Below are 17,217 nucleotides of genomic sequence, written 5' to 3'. Positions count from 1 at the left end.
GCCGGTGGGCGGGACGCCGGAGGCCGCCGAGCCGGCGCGAGCATCCAGACCCATCGCCCTGGTCACGGGGGCAACGGCGGGGATCGGGGCGGAATTCGCCCGTCAGCTTGCCGCCAGCCGACACGACCTCGTTCTCGTGGCGCGAACGACCGAGCGTCTGGAACGGGTCGCGGCGACCCTCACGGCCGATCACGGCGTGCGGGTCGCCGTGCTCTCCGCCGACCTGATGACCGTCGACGGCCTCGCCGCGGTCGAGGCGCGGGTGCGCGCATCCGACTCCCCCGTCGACGTGCTCGTCAACAACGCCGGATTCGGGCTGCTGCTCCCGTTCGACGAGAACACGGCCGAGGCCGAGGCCGGGCACCATGATCTTCTCGTGGCGGTGCCCCTTCGCCTGATGCACGCGGCACTCCAGCAGATGCTGCCGCGCTCCTCCGGCACAATCATCAATATCGCGAGCGTCGCAGGCTTCACCCCGCGCGGCAGTTACGGTGCCGCGAAGGCCTGGCTGATCAGCTTCAGCCGCTGGGCGAACATCCACTACCGCCCGCGCGGCATCACCGTGACCGCGGTTGCTCCCGGATTCGTGCGCACCGAGTTCCACGAGCGGATGGATGTGCAGACGGACACGATTCCCGCGGTGCTCTGGCTCTCGCCCGAGCGGGTGGTCAGGATCGCCCTGCGTGACGTCGCGAGGGGCAGGGCGGTGACAGTGCCGACCGTCCGGTACAAGCTCATCGTGGCCCTGTCGCGGGTGCTGCCCGCGCGACTCGTCGCGGCGGGGACACTGACCCGACGGCCCGCCACTGGCGCGTAGAGACGCGCACCCCGGCCAGTCCCCTCCGGCGACGCCGGGACCTCGCCCAGCACGGGGAGAGCCGTCTAAGTTCTGAGGCTCTCGCGCATCCCGCGAGCGGCGAGCATCGAGGCGTGGGTGGGCGCATCCGGAACGTCGGCTGGCCGGTTCTTTGCGAGTTCGGCCCGCAGCACCGGCACGACTTCGGAGCCGAGGATCTCGAGCTGGTCGAGCACGACGCCGAGGGGAAGCCCGGCGTGGTCGACGAGGAACAGCTGCCTCTGGTAGTCGCCGAAGTGGTCGCGCATGCCCGCATACCGGTCGATGACCTGCTGCGGGCTGCCGACCGTGAGCGGGGTGGACTCGGTGAACTCCTCGAGTGTCGGCCCATGCCCGTAGACGGGCGCGTTGTCGAAGTACGGTCTGAACTGTGCCACCGCATCCTGCGAGACCGCGTTCATGAACACCTGTCCGCCGAGGCCGACGATCGCCTGCTCCGCCCGGCCGTGGCCGTAGTGCTCGTAGCGCTCCCGGTACAGGCCGATGAGCTTCATGTAGTGCTCTTTGGGCCAGAAGATGTTGTTGGCGAAGAATCCGTCGCCGTAGTAGGCGGCCTGCTCGGCGATCTCTGGGCTGCGGATCGACCCGTGCCAGACGAACGGGGGAATGCCGTCGAGCGGCCGGGGTGTGGACTGGAAACCCTTCAGCGGGCTTCGGAACCGGCCCTCCCAGTCGACGACGTCGTCGCGCCACAGTCGGTGGAGCAGGGCGTAGTTCTCGACGGCGAGCGCGATTCCCTCGCGGATGTCCTTGCCGAACCACGGGTAGACCGGTGCCGTGTTGCCCCGCCCCATCATCAGGTCGACTCGACCGCCGGAGACGTGCTGCAGCATCGCGTAGTCCTCGGCGAGCTTCACCGGGTCGTTGGTCGTGATGAGGGTCGTCGCCGTCGACAGGATGATCGACTCGGTCGTCGCGGCGATGTAGCCCAGGATCGTCGTCGGCGACGAGGGGATGAATGGCGGATTGTGGTGCTCGCCGAGAGCGAAGACATCGAGGCCGACCTCCTCGGCCTTCCGTGCGATTGCCAGAATCGCCTTGATGCGATCATTCTCGCTCGGGACCCGGCCGGTGGTGGGGTCGGGCGTGACGTCCCCGACGGTGAAGATTCCGAACTGCATCACGGCCTGCTCCCTTCGAGCGCGTTACCCATGGTAGGCACGGCTGCCCGTCATCCGCGCGGGCTGGACCGGGTCAGCAGCGAACGGAGGCCGACGAAGACCAGTCCGGCGACGATCAGGACCACGATGACCCTGATCAGGAGCGCGAGCGCGCTGAATACGAATCCGACGAGCCACCACGCGATGACGATCGAGACAATGACGCCGATGACCGTGATGACGGTGGTTTTGTTCATCCGTCGAGCTTATCCCCGCCCGAATGGGACACTTGTTCGGTCCCGTCTTCGAGAGGCTATATTCGTGATCACCGCTGCCGCCGACGGCTCCGCCCTCGGCAATCCCGGTCCGGCCGGCTGGTCCTGGTACGTCGACGAGTCGTGCTGGGGTGCCGGCGGCTGGCCGCACGCGACCAACAACCAGGGCGAGCTCAAGGCGGTGCTCGAGCTGTTCCGGGCGACGGCACACCTCGACGACGAGCTCCTCGTGCTGTGCGACAGCCAATACGTGATCAACTCGGTGACGAAGTGGATGCGCGGGTGGAAGGCGAAGGGCTGGCGCAAGGGCGACGGCAAGCCCGTCCTCAACCTCGAGCTGCTCATGGAGATCGATGAGGCGATCGCGGGGCGCAGGTACCGGTTCGAGTGGGTCAAGGGCCACGCGAATCATCCGCTCAACGAGGCGGCCGACTCCCGGGCGCGGGCCGTCGCCGAGGCGTTCCAGCGTGGGGCGCGAATTCCGTCGGGGCCCGGCTGGGTCCGTGAAGGGGATCCGTCGCGCGATCCCCTCCATGAGGGACTCGTCGGTGCCGCGATCACGGCCGAAGTCGCTGCCGACATCGCCGCGGATGTCGCGAACAACGTCGCGTCATTGCCGAGCACGCATCCGCAGCTCTTTTCCTTCGAGGCCGAACCCGACCCGGAAACGGCGCTGACGGTGCTCCTCAGCCCGCAGGAGCACGCTCGGCTGCTGGAGCGGGCCGCGGCCCGCGGCGTGAGCCCCGAGAGGCTTCTGCGCGACCTGATCTGACTAGCGCCCGGCCCCACCCTCCGAGAGGTAGGCGAGCCGGCGCAGCGTCTCGATGTTGCGGCCGTGGATCAGCATGTCGCGCACCAGCTTCGGTAACAGGCGCCCCGGGCCATCGGAGGCATCCTCGACGATCCTGACGACGCAGCCACTCCCGCGGGGCTTCACATCGATCACGACGGAGGCCTCACCGATCGGCCACCCCCGTGCCCGCATTCGCGCGTGCCGGGGCGGGTCCCATTCGGTCATGCTCGTCGTGTCGTCGATGATGGCCGGCCACACGCCGAACGAATGCGCGATTCGACACCCGGGGGCGGGCCACCCCTCATCCACGGCGCGGATGCGCGAGGCGCCGACCACCCAGGCGGGATAGAGCCACCCGTCGGCAAGCACCCGGAACACGGCCTCCGGTGTGCAGCGCAGCACTCGGGTGGTGGCGGCCATGTCAGGCCACCCCGAGGCGGGGAGGAGTCGTGATGCCGAACTCCGCGGCGAGGGCGCTGCGGGCGGCGTAATAGCCGGGCAGCCCGTGCACGCCGGGGCCCGGCGGGGTCGACGACGAACAGAGGTAGAGGCCCGGTGCGGGCGTACGCCACGGGTCGGCCGACAGCACCGGTCGGGCGACGAGCTGCCAGAGGCTCGGCGCTCCAGCGGCGATGTCGCCGCCGACGTAGTTCGGGTTGTAGCGCTCCATCTCGACCGCGTTCTGGCTCGACGACGCGAGGATCACATCGCGGAATCCGGGCGCGTACCGCTCGATCTGCGCGGTGACGGCCTCGGTGGGGTCGGCCGTGGACCCCGCGGGCACGTGCGTGTACGCCCAGAGCGTCTGGAACCCGAGGGGCGCCCTCGACCGGTCGAGCAGGGTGGGTTGCGACGCGAGCACGTAGGGGCTTCGCGGATGCCGGCCAGCGGCGACCTCCGCCTCCGATGCGGCCAGCTCCGCACGGGAGCCTCCCAGATGCACAGTGCCGGCGGCGCGAACCTGCTCGTTCGCCCACGGCACCGGTGCGGAGAGGGCGAAGTCGACCTTCGCGGCCGCATTGCCGTAGCGGAAGCGTCGCAGCGCTCTGGCATAGCGCGGGGGAAGGGCGTCGCCGGCGATGGAGGCGAGCGAGCGAGCGCTCACATCAAGGATCACGGCTCTGGCCGATGGCAGCTCGGCGAGGGAGGTGACCTCGGTGTCTGTGACGATTTCGCCCCCGTGGGCGATGAGGTCCGCGGCCATCGCGTCGATGATCGCCTGGCTCCCGCCGACGGGGATCGGCCAGCCCTTCGCGTGCGCGTGGGTGGCGAGAACGAGCCCGACTGCAGCGGTCTCGAGGCTCGGCATCCGGCGGATCGAGTGGGCGTTGACCCCCGTGAGCATCGCGGGGGCCTCGTCCTCAACGAAGCGCGCGTTCCACGCCGGGCTACCCTGCTCCAGGATGCGGGCGGCAAGGCGGAGCGCGGTGAGCGGATGCCGGGGAAGCTGCAGCATGTTCGACCCGGTGAACTGGGCGACCTCCGCCGCATGGTCGACGAGGGGGCCGAATAGCCGCTTCCACGCGCGGCCGTCAGGGCCGAGGCCCTCCGCGGTGCGGTCGAGGTCGCGCCACGCGACCCCCGCCCTGCCGTTGTCGAGCGGATGCGCGTAGGAGATCTCGGGCAGGAGGAGCGTGATGCGCCGGTCCAGCTGGAACTTCTGGAAGAAGCCGGACGCGAGCGCCATCGGGTGGACCGCCGAGCAGACGTCGTGCAGAAATCCGGGGAGGGTCGACTCGACGGTGCGGGCGCCGCCGCCGATCGTGGGGTTGCGTTCGTACACGCGCACCGACAGCCCCGCCCTCGCCATCGTCACGGCGGCGGCCATCCCGTTCGGCCCTGACCCTACGACGATCACATCGATGGTGTGCATCCTTCCAGCGTGCATCGTCGAGAGTGGATAACCCAAGTCTCGCACCACGTCCGGGCGGGGACCATCGCGTCGCGATACCGGCTGTCGGGGGCTCGTGGCACGATCGAGCAATGAGGCACACGATCGTTCCCCCGTATCTGCTCAGGCGACTCACCACGCTCGACGACCCGGAGATGGCGCACGTCGCGCAGGCCGCTCGGGAGTCCCTCGCGATGGACGAGTCGATCCGTCGCCACCGGGCCGTCGCGGGCGAGCACGGGGCGCAGCGGGGCGCGCGCCGGCTCGGACCTTCCGCGCGCTCCATCTTCGACGCCGAGCGGACCGAGAACCTGCCGGGCACCCTCGTGCGGTCGGAGGGCGACGAGCCAGGACCCGACATCGCGGTCACGGAGGCCTACGACGGGTTCGGTCACACGCACGCACTCTTCCGCGAGGTCTACGGCCGCGCATCCATCGACGACGACAACCTGCCCCTGCTCGGCACGGTGCACTTCGGACGCGACTACGAGAACGCCTTCTGGGATGGCGAACGCATGGTGTTCGGCGACGGCGACGGAATGGTCTTCGGCCGGTTCACCGCCGCGCTCAGCGTGATCGGGCACGAGCTCGCGCACGGTGTCACCCAGTACACCGCGAACCTGATCTACCGGGGCCAGTCGGGAGCGCTCAACGAGTCGATCTCCGACGTGTTCGGAGCACTGGTCGAGCAGCGGGTGCTCGGCCACACCTCGGAGGACGCCAGCTGGATCATCGGCACCGGGCTGTTCACCGATCGGGTCGAGGGGGTGGGCCTGCGCTCGATGAAGGCGCCAGGAACGGCCTACGACGACGACGTTCTCGGCAAGGATCCTCAGCCGGCCGCCATGGAGGACTACGTCGACACGGTGGAGGACAATGGGGGTGTGCACCTGAATTCGGGCATCCCCAATCGCGCGTTCTACCTCGCCGCATCGGCGATCGGCGGCAATGCGTGGAGCTCCGCCGGACAGATCTGGTACGACACGGTCTCGGGCGGCACGATTCCGGCATCCTGCGACTTTGCCGCGTTCGCCCGTGCGACAGCGGGCGCCGCTGCCGCCCGGTTCGGCTCCGACTCCGACTCGGTCGAGCATGTGGCCGTGGCCGAGGCGTGGGCGACCGTCGGGCTGGGCATGTGACCGGGAATGCTAGGCCGGCCATGAAGATCACGGTGACCCGCAGCGGCGGCATCGCCGGACTGACACGCGAGTGGGTGGTGCGTGTCGAGGAACAGGGCGACCCCGATTCATGGTTTCGGCTCGTCGAGCAGTTACCGTGGCAGGAGCCTCATCGTTCGCCGGCGCAGCCCGACCGCTACGTCTACCGGATCGGGGTGTCGCGCCGTCGCATCACGCTGCCGGAACAGGATCTGACCGGGCCGTGGCGCCAGCTTGTCGACCAGGTGCGCGACGCGGTCGAACGGTCCGAGAGAGAGTGATGGACCGGAAGCCCCCCGGCTTCCGGTCCATTCCGCGCCCTATGGCACTGATCATTCCCCCGAATGACCCACTGACCATTCCCCCGAATGGTCTACTTCGCCTTCCCCCCGGAAAGCGTCGTAGGACAATGATGCGGCATTTCACGACGTGAGGAATATCCCCACTCCGGGGGTTCCCCTGTCGGGGGACACGGGGGACACAATTCCTGTGACGAATTATGGCCGCGGGAAGCCCCGCGACGGGGTCCCGAGCTCTGGGCAGCCAGGACCCCGCCACTCGACGCACACATTCGGACGGGCGCTTAGGAGTCGCCTCATCGTCGAGTGAATCGAACTCGGTCATGCTGGACACCGACCGGGTCCGATCGTGGGACGCGTGCCGAAGCACGTGAGCGCCACAGTACGGCCCCAATCTCCACGGAAGCTTGGAACTGCGCGGGCGCGTGGCGAATTCGCGCCGCGAGGCTCAGTGCAGGGAGTAGTTCGCTGTCGTCGCGAGCACGATCCCCCACGCAGCCAGGAACACCACACCGAGCAGCGCACTGCTGATCGCGACGATCCACCGGCGCCGCACGACGCGCGCGGTTCGGACCTGGCGGTGGACCGCGGTGAACCGGGTGCGGAGCTCGTCGCCATCCTGCGGCACGGCAGCGATCCCACGCCAGGTGCTCGGCTTCTCCGCCTGTGCCACGAGCCGTCTGATCTCGTGCTCGTCCAGGCAGGTCGGAAGCGCCTCGAGGGCCCTGACCAGGCCGACGGGGGCGACGACGACGACATCACGCGGCATGTCGCGAACGGTGATGCTGTGCGGGTCGACGACGACGATCACGCCGATCGCCTTGACGGGCGAGCCCTGTGCCACTCCGAGGGCGCGCTCGGCCCTCCCCACCTCGAACTCGGATTCCCGCAGGTGGGAGGATGTGGACCCGGCAACCCGCAAGGAACCCCGCGCGACCGAGACTCGCTGCTGACCGACGTCGATCGTGCGGATGCAGAACACTCCGGCCGGTCCGATCGCCAGATGGTCGATGTCGACCTGGCCCTCCCCCTGCGGGATGGCATGCAGCACCGTCCAGCGCGGGTCGAGTCTCGCGAGACACTCGCCGACGCCGAGCTCGCGGAGCACGCGCCGGTACCGCTGGCCGCTCTCCTCGTCCAGCGGACTCGCCCCGAAGCTGCGGGCGAGTCTCGACTGTGGCGGGGCCTGGTCGTGGCAGGCCAGGAACCCCGTCATGGCGCCGTGCGCTGGCACTCGATCACGCAGGGAAGCAGGGTGAATCACCCCGCCCTGCTCCGGAGGTTGCGCCATGTCATTCCCGATCCCGAGAGCGACACCAGACCATCCGAATTGGATGATGACCGTCCCTCACACCACCTTGTCAACCCGGTCGCGGTTTCAAAACCCCCCGAGAGCGGGTGGGAGTGCCCCCAGTTCGGGGTCCGGCACCGGCGTCACGAGGTCGACTGCGAGTCGGTGTCAGCAGTTCGCGATGCTCTGCACGTCGTATCCGGTGAGCCGGTCCCGGCCGCCGAGCGCGTCCAGCTCGAGCACGACACGGATGCCGGCAACGACGTAGCCGGCGCGCTCGACAAGGCTCGCCGCCGCGGCCAGGGTTCCGCCGGTCGCGAGCAGATCGTCCACGAGCAGCACTCGCGAGCCGGCCGGTAGTCGACCCTGGTGCAGTTCGAGCTCGGCCGTGCCGTATTCGAGGTCGTAGGTCTGCGCCAGCACGTCGCCGGGGAGCTTGCCCGCCTTGCGCACGGCGACGACGCCCACTCCGGTGCTGTAGGCACCGGCCGCCGCGAGCAGGAAACCGCGAGCCTCGACCCCCGCGATGGCAACGACATCGGCGGTGAGTGCGTCGTGCATGAGCGCGTCGATGACGGCGCGGAATGCGGTCGGGTCGGCGAACACGGGGGTGAGGTCGCGGAACAGGATGCCGGGCGAGGGGAAGTCCGGGTAGGTGTCCATGAGTTCGTGCACGTGGTTGCTGGCCTGCTCGCGGATCATCCTGTCAACGCTACGCGGTCCGGCCGGTGCCGCGCGCACATCGGGCTACCGCACCAGCGTGCGGCGCAGGAACTCGGCGACGTCGTCGATCTCGTCACGGGAGATCGAGTGCCCGATGCCGGGGTATTCGCTCACGGTGAGCTGCGCGTGCTCGGGCAGCCACCGCATCGTGCGCTCGATCGCGTCCGCCGGGATCACCGGGTCTGCGGGGTCGCGGCCCCAGAACACCGGTCGTGCGGCAGCGGCGAGGAGCGCATCCTGTTCGGCATCCGCCCCGCCCTCAATCCAGAAGCCCGCCAGATTCACGAAGCTCTCGAACCGGTGCGGCGCATGGCGGAGAAGCTGGGTGGTCAGCGCCCCGCCCTGGGAGAACCCCACGACGGCGACGCGCGAGTCCGGTGCCGCCCGCGCGAGCCAGTCGAGCACTCCGGCCGTCGCGGCGATCGCACTTGCGGGGTCGGGAAGTCCGGGGAGACCGGAGCGAAACCATGCCCAACTGTCGCCCGGTGCGCCGCCGACGTGCGGGAGCGGGGCGCGCACGGACGCGTAGACCGCATCCTTCGGCAGCGCCGGGACGAGCGAGAAGAGGTCGCGTTCGTTTGATCCCCGGCCGTGCAGCAACACGACGAGCGGCCGCGGGTCTCCGGGCAGGAGACGGTCGGACCAGACGACGGCGTCGTCGTCGAGGGCCAGGTCGCCGGTGCGGTCGGACGGGAGTGGCGCGATGGTGTCGGTCATGATCGGTCCAGACTAGATGCCGTGTCCGCCCGCTGCGCAAGCTGCGGTGGCCTCAGTCGGCGATCGGTCCGAGCAGCGCCGTCGCCACGGTCTGGTGGGCGGAGTCGGCGGTGCTGGGGTGGAAGCCGCCCGCGAGCACGTCGCGGTAGAGGCGGGAGAGTTCGCTGTCGGCGGCGAAGCTGGCGCCCCCGGTGGCGGAGATGGCGTCGTCGACGACATTTCTGGCGGACTGGGTTGCCGCGAGCTTGAGGCCCGCGGCCTTGCGGAACCACTGGTCGCCGTGGTCGACCCGGTTGTCGACGTCGTCGGCGAGGGCATTCAGGCGCGGCCATACCGCGTCCTGGGTCATCGCTGCCCGCGCGATGGTCGTCCGAATCACCGGGTCCTGGCTCTTCGCAGCACCCGTGGCGCGGGAGACCCGGGCGGTCGCCTGCACCGCCAACTCGAGCGCGCGGTCGCCGATGCCGGCGTAGACGGCGGCAATGAGGATCTCGAAGTTGGTGAAGATCGCGAGGATGAGCGGGTCGGCGCTGGGCCCGGGGTCGAGGCGTCGGTACACCCGCTGTGCCTGGGCGGTCGCGCCGTCGAGCGTGGTGGTGCGGCTCTGGGTCGCGCGCATGCCCAGCGTGTTCCAGTCGTCGTGCACGGTGATTCCGGGGCTGTCCCTGGTGATGACGGCGTGGACGAGCTTGGGGGCATCCGCCGATGTCGTATCCAGCCCGAAGGTGCCGAGGCGGGTCCAGGCCGGCGAAAGGCTCGTGAAGACCTTGGTGCCGGTGAACGCGTAGCCACCGCCGGGCAGTGGGGCGGCGACGGTCGAGCTCGCGAGGAGCACCAGATCGTTGCCTGCCTCGCTGATAGCGAAGGCGAACAGTTCTCCGGCCGCCGCGTCGCGCAGCACGAAGTCGAGGCTCGCGTCGCCGCGCTCGTGCAGGCTCTTGGCGACAGCGGTCCAGATGAGGTGCATTCCGATCGCGAGCGCCGTCGCGGGCGCGGCGCGCGCGAGCCGGGCCTGCTCGCCGACCACGTCGCGCAGCGACAGTCCCGCGCCGCCAAACTCGGCCGGCACGAGGGCGGCGAGGTAGCCGGCCGCCGTGAGCTCGGCGAGGTCGTCAGTGAAGAATGCGTTGTCGCGGTCGTAGCCGGGGGCTCGGGCGTGGACGCGCGCGAGGAGGTCGTCGCTCAGGAAAGACATGCGGTCAAGTCTCGCAGCTTCGCCCCGCAGGCGGACTAGGGCGTGTCTGGCAAATAGATTCGGTGTTGTCGGGCATGCTGGCGGGATGTCGCGCTTTCGGTTGCTTTCGGATGCTCAGTGGTCGTTGATCGAGGGATTGTTGCCGCGACCGACCGGTCGTAAGGGCCGGCCGTTCGCGGACGCGCGCACGATGGTCGAGGCGATCATCTACCGGTATCGGTGCGGGATCGCGTGGCGAGATCTTCCTGAAGTGTTCGGGAAGTGGCAGACGGTCTGGACCTGGCATCACCGAATGGCGGTCGACGGAACCTGGGATCAGGTTCTGTCGAGACTGACCGCGGCGGCGGATGCGGCCGGCTTGATCGATTGGTCGTTGTCTGTGGACTCGACCATCGCCCGCGCTCACCAGCACGCGAGCAACATCACCCGCCACACAGGGGGCTTCATCGAATTACAAGAATTCGAGCACGCTGGAGCCGCTTGATCACGGAATAGGGCGGTCGAGGGGCGGTTTATCGACCAAGGTCCACCAACTCGTCGAGGGCAACGGCCTGCCGTTGGTGATCGCGATCACTGCCGGGCAGGCTGGCGATTCGCCCATGCTGCTTCCGCTGCTGGCCGAACTGCGCGTGCAACGCCCAACCGGTCGACCCAGAACACGGCCCGACGCGCTGCGTGGCGACAAGGCCTACTCGTCCCGAGCGATACGAACCCACCTTCGCGAGCGGGACATCACCGCGGTGATCCCTCAACCGTCGGACCAGATCGGGCACCGGAAACGTCGAGGATCCCGAGGAGGACGCCCGCCCGCGTTCGATGCCGACGACTACAAGAACCGCAACGTGATCGAGCGACGCTTCTGCGACCTCAAGCAATGGCGCGGACTCGCAACCCGCTACGACAAACTCGCCACCACCTACCGCGCCGCAGTCGTCCTCAACGCCGTCATCGCCTGGAGCCGCCAATTGTCAGACACGCCCTAGGCCTCGCCCACGCCCGTCGGCAGGTCGCCGTCGGTCACGAGCGTGAGCCGCTGGGTGGGCCTGGTCATGGCGACGTACAGTGCGCCCGCACCACGTTCGCTTTCGCTGACGACACCGCGCGGATCGACGACGACGACCGAGTCGAACTCGAGCCCCTTCGCATCCTGCGGGCTCAGCACCGCAATGGAACGGGACAGCCCGTTTGACCCGAGCCCGATGTGCCCGGCGAACTCGGCGCGCAGCTGTGCGAACACCGTGCGGACCTCGCCCGCCGGCGCGATGACGGCCAGTGTGCCCTCGGTCGAGATCGCGCGGTCGTGGCGGACGGCCTCGAGCAGCGAGCCGGTGACCCGGATCGGCCACTCGCTCTCCCGCACCGCCGTCGACGGTGTGACGGCGAGCCCGTGCGCGATCGCCATCCGCTCGGCCGCGACGCTGATCTGGCTCGGGGTGCGGTAGTTCACCGTGAGCTCCTCGAGCCGCCACCTCTCGCCCTGCTCGGCCGTGCCGACGAGGGTGCGCAGCGCGGAGGGCCAATCGGCTGAAGCCGAGGCGGACGCGGCCTGCGCAATATCGCCGACGACCGTGAAGGAGCGCAGCGGGCAGCGGCGCAGCAGCAGCCGCCATTGCATCGGCGAGAGCTCCTGCGCCTCGTCGACGACGATGTGGCCGTAGGTCCAACGTCGGTCGGCGGCGGCGCGCTCTGCCGTAGTGCCCGTGGCGACGCCCTCGGCGAAGCTGTCGGCGAGGTCTTCCGCGTTGACCTGGCCGGCGACATCCATGTTCTCGATGGCGCGTTCCGCATTCTCGATGTCCCGCTTGCGCTGCTGCTTCGCCTCGCGCTTCTCGGCCGCATTCACGACGTCGTACTCCCCGAGCAGCTCCGCCGCCTCGTCGAGCAGTGGGATGTCGGAGACCGTGAACGGCGCGTCGCGACTGCGGCGCAGCAGTGCCCGCTTCTCGTCCGTCCAGTGGGGGGTGAGCTCGGCGAGCCACTGCGGCCGGGCGTAGAGGTCTTGCACGAGCTTCTCCGGCGTGAGTGGAAGCCACGCGGTGTTGAGGGCGACGCGCACGTCCATCGATGAGCGCAGATCCTCGCGCAGCATCGAGTGGTCCGACTCGTCGACCGAGTTGCCCTGCGAACGGAGTTGGTCGGCCCACTGTCGGGTGAGCTGGGCGAGCGCGTTCTTGACGAACACCACTCGCGCCTCGTTGTAGGGCTTGCGGCTCTGCAGTGCACGGTGCATCGCGTTCGAGATCAGCTGCGGGTCGAGGGTGACACGGTCGCCATTGACGTCAAGTTCCTGCGCGGCCGCGGGCACTCGCTGGCGGGACTTCACGGCGCGAGCGATGAGCTCCGCCATGGCGGCGGATCCCTTGACGGCCGCGACGGCCGGCGCATCCTCGGTCGCGGCATCGACGCCGGGGAACAGCTGGCCGACGCTCGCGAGCACGACGCCCGTCTCGCCGAGCGACGGCAGGACGGCCTCGATGTACTGCAGGAACGATCGCGACGGCCCGACGATGAGCACGCCGGAGTTGCGGAGCCGTTCACGGTGCGAGTAGAGCAGGTAGGCGGCGCGGTGCAACGCCACGGCCGTCTTGCCAGTGCCGGGGCCGCCCTGCACGACGAGGATTCCCTTGAGATCGGAGCGGATGATGCGGTCCTGCTCGGCCTGGATCGTCGCGACGATGTCGGACATGCGGCCGGTCCGCTCGGCGGTGAGCGCCGCGAGCAGAGCCCCCTCCCCCTGAAGCTCGAGCCCGGCCTCGCCCAACAGCTCGGCGTCGAAGACCTCGTCCTCGATGCGGGTGATGCTGCGCCCCGCCGAGATGAGGTGGCGACGGGCCCTCGTGCCGAGCGGGTTCGCCGCGGTCGCCTGGTAAAACGCGCTCGCCTGTGGCACCCGCCAGTCCAGCAGCACCGGCTTCAGGTCGACGTCGCGCAGCCCGATACGGCCGATGTAGCGGTGGACGTCGCCGTCCGCGTCGTCGGATGCCGTGGCTTCCAGCTCGATCCGGCCGAAGGCGAGGCGCTCGTTGACCTCACGCAGCTGCACGATGCGGTCCTCGTAGATTCGGGCGAAGGCGTCGCGCTCGGAGCGACTCTGATGGTTGCCCCCGACGTCCTGCCTGCGCACCTGATGGAGCTGCATTCTCGCCAGATCCTGCAGTTCGTCGAGGCGCGCGTAGAGGCCTGCGACGTACTCCCGCTCGCGTTCCAGTTCGCTCTTAGTCACGACTCACATCTCCCGAATTCCAGCGTGCAAGTTTACGCGCCCCGTCGAGCGCCTCTGACCAGTGCCCTTTTCGCCACGATTGCGCGGTGCCCTCTCGGGCCAGACGCTACGGTACCCGCGGCGCGCGCTCCGGCATGGGCGGCAGGCCGGCGAGGGCGAGCCGGTCGGTGGTGATGCGCGCGAGCAACGCCGCCTCAGCGTGTTGCGCCCCGATCCGGTCGCGGCTCGAAATGAGGCGCTGGCGCGCGAAGGCCAGTCGTGTGGCCGTTCGGGTGAAGTCCGCGAACGGCGTCGCGAGGCGGTGCCGGGCGGCCCAGACCCTGGCTCTCGCCCTGCCCGTCGCCGTTGACAGCATCGCCACCTCCCCCGCGGTGAACCAGCCGGCTGCCGCGTATTCGGCCAGCCGCTCCGCGGTCACCCGCTGCTCCGCACGACGCAGGAAGTACACGAAAGCGATCCCGAGCAGGAAAAGCGGAACCTGTACGACGAGGTAGTACCCGTAAAAGTCGCTGACGACAAACGCCATCCCGTTCCAGAACGCGTGCAGGGCGATGGCGGGTACGAGACCGATCAAAAAGTACCCGATCGCGCTGGCTCTGCTCGCGCGCCGGGAGGCGAATCCGAGGATGATCCCCGTGCACGCCGTGAACATGACGTGGGCGAACGGGGAGAGGATTCCGCGGAGGAAGAAGATCTCGCTGACCCCCGCGAAGTCGGTGCCGGTGAGGGCGAGGCCGAAATACTGCACGTTCTCGGTGAAGGCAAAACCGACCCCGATCATCGCGCCGTAGACGAGCCCGTCGACCGGGCCGTCGAAGTGCCGGCGGAACACCCAGAACAACAGCAAGATACCGAACCCCTTGCTCACCTCCTCGACGACGGGCGCCTGCACCACCGCGCTCAAGAACACCGTGGCGTAACTGTCGTCGACTCCGGCGAGTGCCTGGCCGATTTGTGCGATGAAGGAGAAGACGAGGGCGATCCCGACGGATGCCGCCGCCCCCCAGAGAAGCGCGAAGATCAGCGCGGCGCGTGGCTCCGGCTCCCACCGGTCGATCCAGGCGATCGTGCCGAGCACGATGGCGAGCGGCACGAGTGCCAGGACGAACGCGACTGCCGCGGCGCCGGTGCCGAGCGCATAGACGAGGTACGCGGCGACGGCCACGCCCACTATTGCGAGCAGGGCAAAGCCGAGGGTCGCGACCACAAAAATGGGATCGGCCCTGGGGCGCGGAACGGTGACGGGCGCGGCCGGAACCGGATGCGGGTTGGTGGCGATGGGGCGGTAGTCGCCGGCGCTGTCGGATGCGGGGTTCGAATTCATGAGAAGACCTTGCCGGGGTTGAGGATGTTTAGTGGGTCGAAGACGGCCTTGATCTGCCTCTGCAGGGCCAGCTGCTCCGAGCCGAGTTCGTCACCGAGCCACCGCTTCTTGAGCAGGCCGATCCCGTGCTCACCGGTGAGAGTGCCGCCGAGGGCCAGCGCCACCTCAAACAGCTCGCCTGCGGCGGCCCAGACGCGATCGGGGATCACATCTCCCCCGAAGAGGAAATTGGGATGCAGGTTGCCGTCGCCGGCGTGCGCGACGGTGGGGATGACGAGGTCGTGCCGCGATTCGATGTCACCGATCGCGTCGAACATCTCCGCGAGCCGGGATCTGGGCACCGCCACATCCTCGATGAGCACGCTCCCGCGCCCCGTCCCGGCCCCCAGCCGGGCGTAGGCCTCCATCGCGGGGTGGAAGGCCCGGCGGATCGCGAGCAGCCGTTCCCCCGCGACGAGATCGTCGGTGAGGCTCGCGTCCCCGCCCAGCTCGGTGATGATCGATGCGGCGAGGGCCGCCTCCGACTCGCTGGCCGAACCGTCGGTCTGCACGAGCAGGTACGCCCGGCGATCCCGCACGGGAAGCCCCAGGTGGGCGCCGATCAACTCGACGGCGCGCGCGTCGAGCAGCTCCATCACCGCCGGGCGAACACGGGCGGCGGTGATGGCCGCGGATGCCGCAGCCGCGGTGCGCACGTCGGCGAACCAGGCGCCGATGGTCCACGTTAACCCGGTCGGAACCGGCAGGAGTTTGACGGTCGCCTCGACGATCACGCCGAGCGTGCCCTCTGAGCCGATCATCAGAGCGGTGAGGTCGAGCCCGGTGACCCCCTTCACACTGCGATGGCCGAGCTCGAGCAGCGTGCCGTCGGAGCGCACGACCCTGAGGCCGAGCACCGCCTCGCGGGTCACGCCGTACTTCGCGCAGAGCAGGCCCCCGGCGCCGGTCGCGATGTTGCCGCCGATCGTCGAGATGGCCTTGCTCGCAGGGTCCGGGGCGAACCAGAGTCCGTGGCCCTCGAGGGCGACGTTCAGGTCGGCGTTGATGACGCCCGGCTCGACAACGGCAAGTTCGTCGGCGGGCGCGATCTCGAGCACCCGATTCATCCGGATCGTCGACAGGACGATCTCGCCGAGGCCGGCGATGCTCCCGCCGGCGAGCCCGGTGCCCGCCCCTCGCGTCACGACCGGCGTCTCGTGCGCGGTCGCAATCCTCAGGGTCGCCTGCACGTCGGCGATCGAGCCCGCGAAGACGACGGCGAGAGGAGCGCACAGCGAGCGATGCCCGGATCTGTCTGCTCGCGCGGCCTCGAGGGCGCCGATCTCGACCGAGACCGCGTCGCCGAGGGCGGCGCGCAGGGCGGCGACGACCGCGGCACCGTCGCTCGGACCGCGTGACGGCGTGGTCATCCCGACGCCGTCACGATCATCGCCTCGATGCGCGCACGGGTGGGGATGGACGGTACCGCCCCGAGCGTCTGCACCGACAGCGCAGCGGCGGCGGTCGCGAATGCCGCCGCCACGATCAGCTCGCTCCCCTGTGCGGTCGCGGCGGCGAACGCACCGCAGTAGGTGTCGCCGGCGCCGGTGGTGTCGACCGCGGTCACGACAGGGGCGGCAACCCGTCCCGCCTCAGCACGGCCGGCGTAGAGCACCGACCCCCGCGAGCCGAGCGTCACGATGAGCCGGGGCACGCGTGCGGCGAGCGCGCCGGAGGCGCGATCGAGATCGTCGTCGCCGGCGACGAGGCACGCTTCGTGCTCGTTCACGATGAGGTAGTCGAGGTTGTCGAGGAGCTCGTCGGGCAGCTGCCGGGCCGGTGCGGCGTTGAGCATGACCGTGGTGCCGGCCCTCCGTGCGGCCGCCGCGGCCTCGAGCACGATCGGGAGCGGGAGTTCGAGCTGCATGAGCAGCACCGCCGCCTCGGCGATCGCGGTCCGTGCCTCGCTCGTGAGGGTGAGCATCGTCGCGTTCGCGCCGGATGCGACGATGATGGTGTTCTCGCCGTTGCCATCCACGACGATGAACGCCTGCCCAGTGGGCGCCGTGGAGCGCCGCACGAGATCGGCGCCGATGCCGTCCGCGGCGAGGACCCCGGCGAGTGCGTCGCCGTGGTCGTCGGTGCCGAGTGCGCCGACGAACGTGGTGGGTGCCCCGGCCCGGGCGGCGGCGACGGCTTGGTTCAGGCCCTTTCCGCCGGGGTAGAGGGCGGCGGGGTCTGCGAGCACCGTTTCACCGGGCGACGGCGCGCGGTCCACCGTGACGACGATGTCCATGTTGGCGCTGCCGATGACGACGACGCCTGCGTGTTGGGGGTCCATTTCGTTTCACTGTAGATCAGAACGGGTGCAGAACTCCGCGTGCCCGGCCAGGC

The 17,217-nt window shown here is 69.5% G+C and carries 17 protein-coding genes; 5 read left to right on the top strand and 12 right to left on the bottom strand.

Annotated elements, in window-relative coordinates:
• The first annotated feature begins 4 nt into the window (after window positions 1–4).
• Complete coding sequence (locus tag ABIB15_RS05080; RefSeq protein WP_354475795.1) at window positions 5–817, top strand: SDR family NAD(P)-dependent oxidoreductase; 813 nt, start codon at window positions 5–7, stop codon at window positions 815–817.
• Between the two features lie 65 nt (window positions 818–882).
• Here the strand turns inward: ABIB15_RS05080 and ABIB15_RS05075 are convergent, their stop codons facing one another.
• Together ABIB15_RS05075 and ABIB15_RS05070 are read right to left on the bottom strand one after the other, a co-directional pair.
• Window positions 883–1,977 (bottom strand): LLM class flavin-dependent oxidoreductase, encoded by a 1,095-nt coding sequence (locus ABIB15_RS05075; protein ID WP_354475993.1) that lies wholly within the window; start codon window positions 1,975–1,977, stop codon window positions 883–885.
• A gap of 50 nt (window positions 1,978–2,027) precedes the next feature.
• Complete coding sequence (locus ABIB15_RS05070; protein WP_354475793.1) at window positions 2,028–2,213, bottom strand: hypothetical protein; 186 nt, start codon at window positions 2,211–2,213, stop codon at window positions 2,028–2,030.
• A gap of 64 nt (window positions 2,214–2,277) precedes the next feature.
• Here ABIB15_RS05070 and ABIB15_RS05065 point away from each other — a divergent pair, with 64 nt between their 5' ends.
• Entirely contained in the window at window positions 2,278–3,003 is a 726-nt protein-coding gene (locus tag ABIB15_RS05065) for an RNase H family protein (protein WP_354475791.1), read from the top strand.
• On the opposite strand, the gene ABIB15_RS05060 is transcribed toward ABIB15_RS05065, so the two are convergent.
• Both ABIB15_RS05060 and ABIB15_RS05055 read right to left on the bottom strand, forming a co-directional pair.
• Entirely contained in the window at window positions 3,004–3,444 is a 441-nt protein-coding gene (locus tag ABIB15_RS05060) for an SRPBCC family protein (protein ID WP_354475789.1), read from the bottom strand.
• A 1-nt stretch (window position 3,445) separates the two neighbouring features.
• Window positions 3,446–4,897, bottom strand: a complete 1,452-nt coding sequence (locus ABIB15_RS05055) for a phytoene desaturase family protein (protein WP_354475787.1) — start codon at window positions 4,895–4,897, stop codon at window positions 3,446–3,448.
• A gap of 110 nt (window positions 4,898–5,007) precedes the next feature.
• Here ABIB15_RS05055 and ABIB15_RS05050 point away from each other — a divergent pair, with 110 nt between their 5' ends.
• Together ABIB15_RS05050 and ABIB15_RS05045 are read left to right on the top strand one after the other, a co-directional pair.
• Window positions 5,008–6,054, top strand: coding sequence for a M4 family metallopeptidase (locus ABIB15_RS05050; protein WP_354475785.1), 1,047 nt, complete (start codon window positions 5,008–5,010; stop codon window positions 6,052–6,054).
• Between the two features lie 20 nt (window positions 6,055–6,074).
• Window positions 6,075–6,353 carry a protealysin inhibitor emfourin gene (locus tag ABIB15_RS05045; protein ID WP_354475783.1) on the top strand — a complete coding sequence of 93 codons (279 nt, stop codon included), beginning with the start codon at window positions 6,075–6,077 and terminating at the stop codon, window positions 6,351–6,353.
• A gap of 466 nt (window positions 6,354–6,819) precedes the next feature.
• Here the strand turns inward: ABIB15_RS05045 and ABIB15_RS05040 are convergent, their stop codons facing one another.
• The 4 genes from ABIB15_RS05040 to ABIB15_RS05025 all read right to left on the bottom strand — a co-directional run bounded on the left by ABIB15_RS05040 (window position 6,820) and on the right by ABIB15_RS05025 (window position 10,297).
• Entirely contained in the window at window positions 6,820–7,605 is a 786-nt protein-coding gene (locus ABIB15_RS05040) for a nuclease-related domain-containing protein (protein ID WP_354475781.1), read from the bottom strand.
• Window positions 7,606–7,830: 225 nt separating this feature from the next.
• Window positions 7,831–8,364, bottom strand: coding sequence for an adenine phosphoribosyltransferase (locus tag ABIB15_RS05035; RefSeq protein WP_354475779.1), 534 nt, complete (start codon window positions 8,362–8,364; stop codon window positions 7,831–7,833).
• A gap of 45 nt (window positions 8,365–8,409) precedes the next feature.
• The gene (locus ABIB15_RS05030; RefSeq protein ID WP_354475777.1) at window positions 8,410–9,102 is read right to left on the bottom strand and encodes an alpha/beta hydrolase; all 693 of its coding nucleotides are present in this window, start codon (window positions 9,100–9,102) and stop codon (window positions 8,410–8,412) included.
• A gap of 52 nt (window positions 9,103–9,154) precedes the next feature.
• Entirely contained in the window at window positions 9,155–10,297 is a 1,143-nt protein-coding gene (locus ABIB15_RS05025) for an acyl-CoA dehydrogenase family protein (RefSeq protein ID WP_354475775.1), read from the bottom strand.
• Window positions 10,298–10,382: 85 nt separating this feature from the next.
• Between ABIB15_RS05025 and ABIB15_RS05020 the strand changes: the two genes are divergently transcribed.
• Window positions 10,383–11,280 (top strand): IS5 family transposase gene (locus ABIB15_RS05020; protein WP_354475774.1). Its coding sequence is split into 2 segments (ribosomal slippage): window positions 10,383–10,733 and window positions 10,735–11,280, totalling 897 coding nucleotides; the frame shifts between segments, so codons are not numbered across the junction.
• On the opposite strand, the gene ABIB15_RS05015 is transcribed toward ABIB15_RS05020, so the two are convergent.
• The 4 genes from ABIB15_RS05015 to ABIB15_RS05000 form a co-directional block, all read right to left on the bottom strand.
• Complete coding sequence (locus ABIB15_RS05015) at window positions 11,277–13,520, bottom strand: HelD family protein (protein ID WP_354475773.1); 2,244 nt, start codon at window positions 13,518–13,520, stop codon at window positions 11,277–11,279. The two genes, ABIB15_RS05020 and ABIB15_RS05015, sit on opposite strands and share 4 nt — an antisense overlap.
• Window positions 13,521–13,626: 106 nt before the next feature.
• The gene (locus ABIB15_RS05010) at window positions 13,627–14,844 is read right to left on the bottom strand and encodes a PrsW family intramembrane metalloprotease (protein WP_354475772.1); all 1,218 of its coding nucleotides are present in this window, start codon (window positions 14,842–14,844) and stop codon (window positions 13,627–13,629) included.
• On the bottom strand, window positions 14,841–16,253 hold the full coding sequence (locus ABIB15_RS05005; RefSeq protein WP_354475771.1) for an FAD-binding oxidoreductase: 1,413 nt from the start codon (window positions 16,251–16,253) through the stop codon (window positions 14,841–14,843). The genes ABIB15_RS05010 and ABIB15_RS05005 overlap by 4 nt, the downstream gene beginning before the upstream one ends.
• A complete protein-coding gene (locus ABIB15_RS05000) occupies window positions 16,250–17,164 on the bottom strand; it encodes a ribokinase (RefSeq protein WP_354475770.1) in 915 nt (304 codons plus the stop codon). The genes ABIB15_RS05005 and ABIB15_RS05000 overlap by 4 nt, the downstream gene beginning before the upstream one ends.
• Window positions 17,165–17,217: the final 53 nt, after the last annotated feature.

This window comes from Marisediminicola sp. UYEF4, assembly GCF_040546025.1.
Lineage (GTDB): Bacteria > Actinomycetota > Actinomycetes > Actinomycetales > Microbacteriaceae > Marisediminicola.
This window is presented reverse-complemented; position numbering and strand designations above follow the sequence as displayed.

Excerpts from the sequence above, each read along its gene's own strand:
- ABIB15_RS05000 (WP_354475770.1), bottom strand. The coding sequence starts at position 17,164 with ATGGACCCCCAACACGCAGGCGTCGTCGTCATCGGCAGCGCCAACATG.
- ABIB15_RS05035 (WP_354475779.1), bottom strand. The coding sequence starts at position 8,364 with ATGATCCGCGAGCAGGCCAGCAACCACGTGCACGAACTCATGGACACC.
- ABIB15_RS05030 (WP_354475777.1), bottom strand. The coding sequence starts at position 9,102 with ATGACCGACACCATCGCGCCACTCCCGTCCGACCGCACCGGCGACCTG.
- ABIB15_RS05045 (WP_354475783.1), top strand. The coding sequence starts at position 6,075 with ATGAAGATCACGGTGACCCGCAGCGGCGGCATCGCCGGACTGACACGC.
- ABIB15_RS05055 (WP_354475787.1), bottom strand. The coding sequence starts at position 4,897 with ATGCACACCATCGATGTGATCGTCGTAGGGTCAGGGCCGAACGGGATG.
- ABIB15_RS05050 (WP_354475785.1), top strand. The coding sequence starts at position 5,008 with ATGAGGCACACGATCGTTCCCCCGTATCTGCTCAGGCGACTCACCACG.
- ABIB15_RS05010 (WP_354475772.1), bottom strand. The coding sequence starts at position 14,844 with ATGAATTCGAACCCCGCATCCGACAGCGCCGGCGACTACCGCCCCATC.
- ABIB15_RS05075 (WP_354475993.1), bottom strand. The coding sequence starts at position 1,977 with ATGCAGTTCGGAATCTTCACCGTCGGGGACGTCACGCCCGACCCCACC.
- ABIB15_RS05070 (WP_354475793.1), bottom strand. The coding sequence starts at position 2,213 with ATGAACAAAACCACCGTCATCACGGTCATCGGCGTCATTGTCTCGATC.
- ABIB15_RS05025 (WP_354475775.1), bottom strand. The coding sequence starts at position 10,297 with ATGTCTTTCCTGAGCGACGACCTCCTCGCGCGCGTCCACGCCCGAGCC.
- ABIB15_RS05005 (WP_354475771.1), bottom strand. The coding sequence starts at position 16,253 with ATGACCACGCCGTCACGCGGTCCGAGCGACGGTGCCGCGGTCGTCGCC.
- ABIB15_RS05060 (WP_354475789.1), bottom strand. The coding sequence starts at position 3,444 with ATGGCCGCCACCACCCGAGTGCTGCGCTGCACACCGGAGGCCGTGTTC.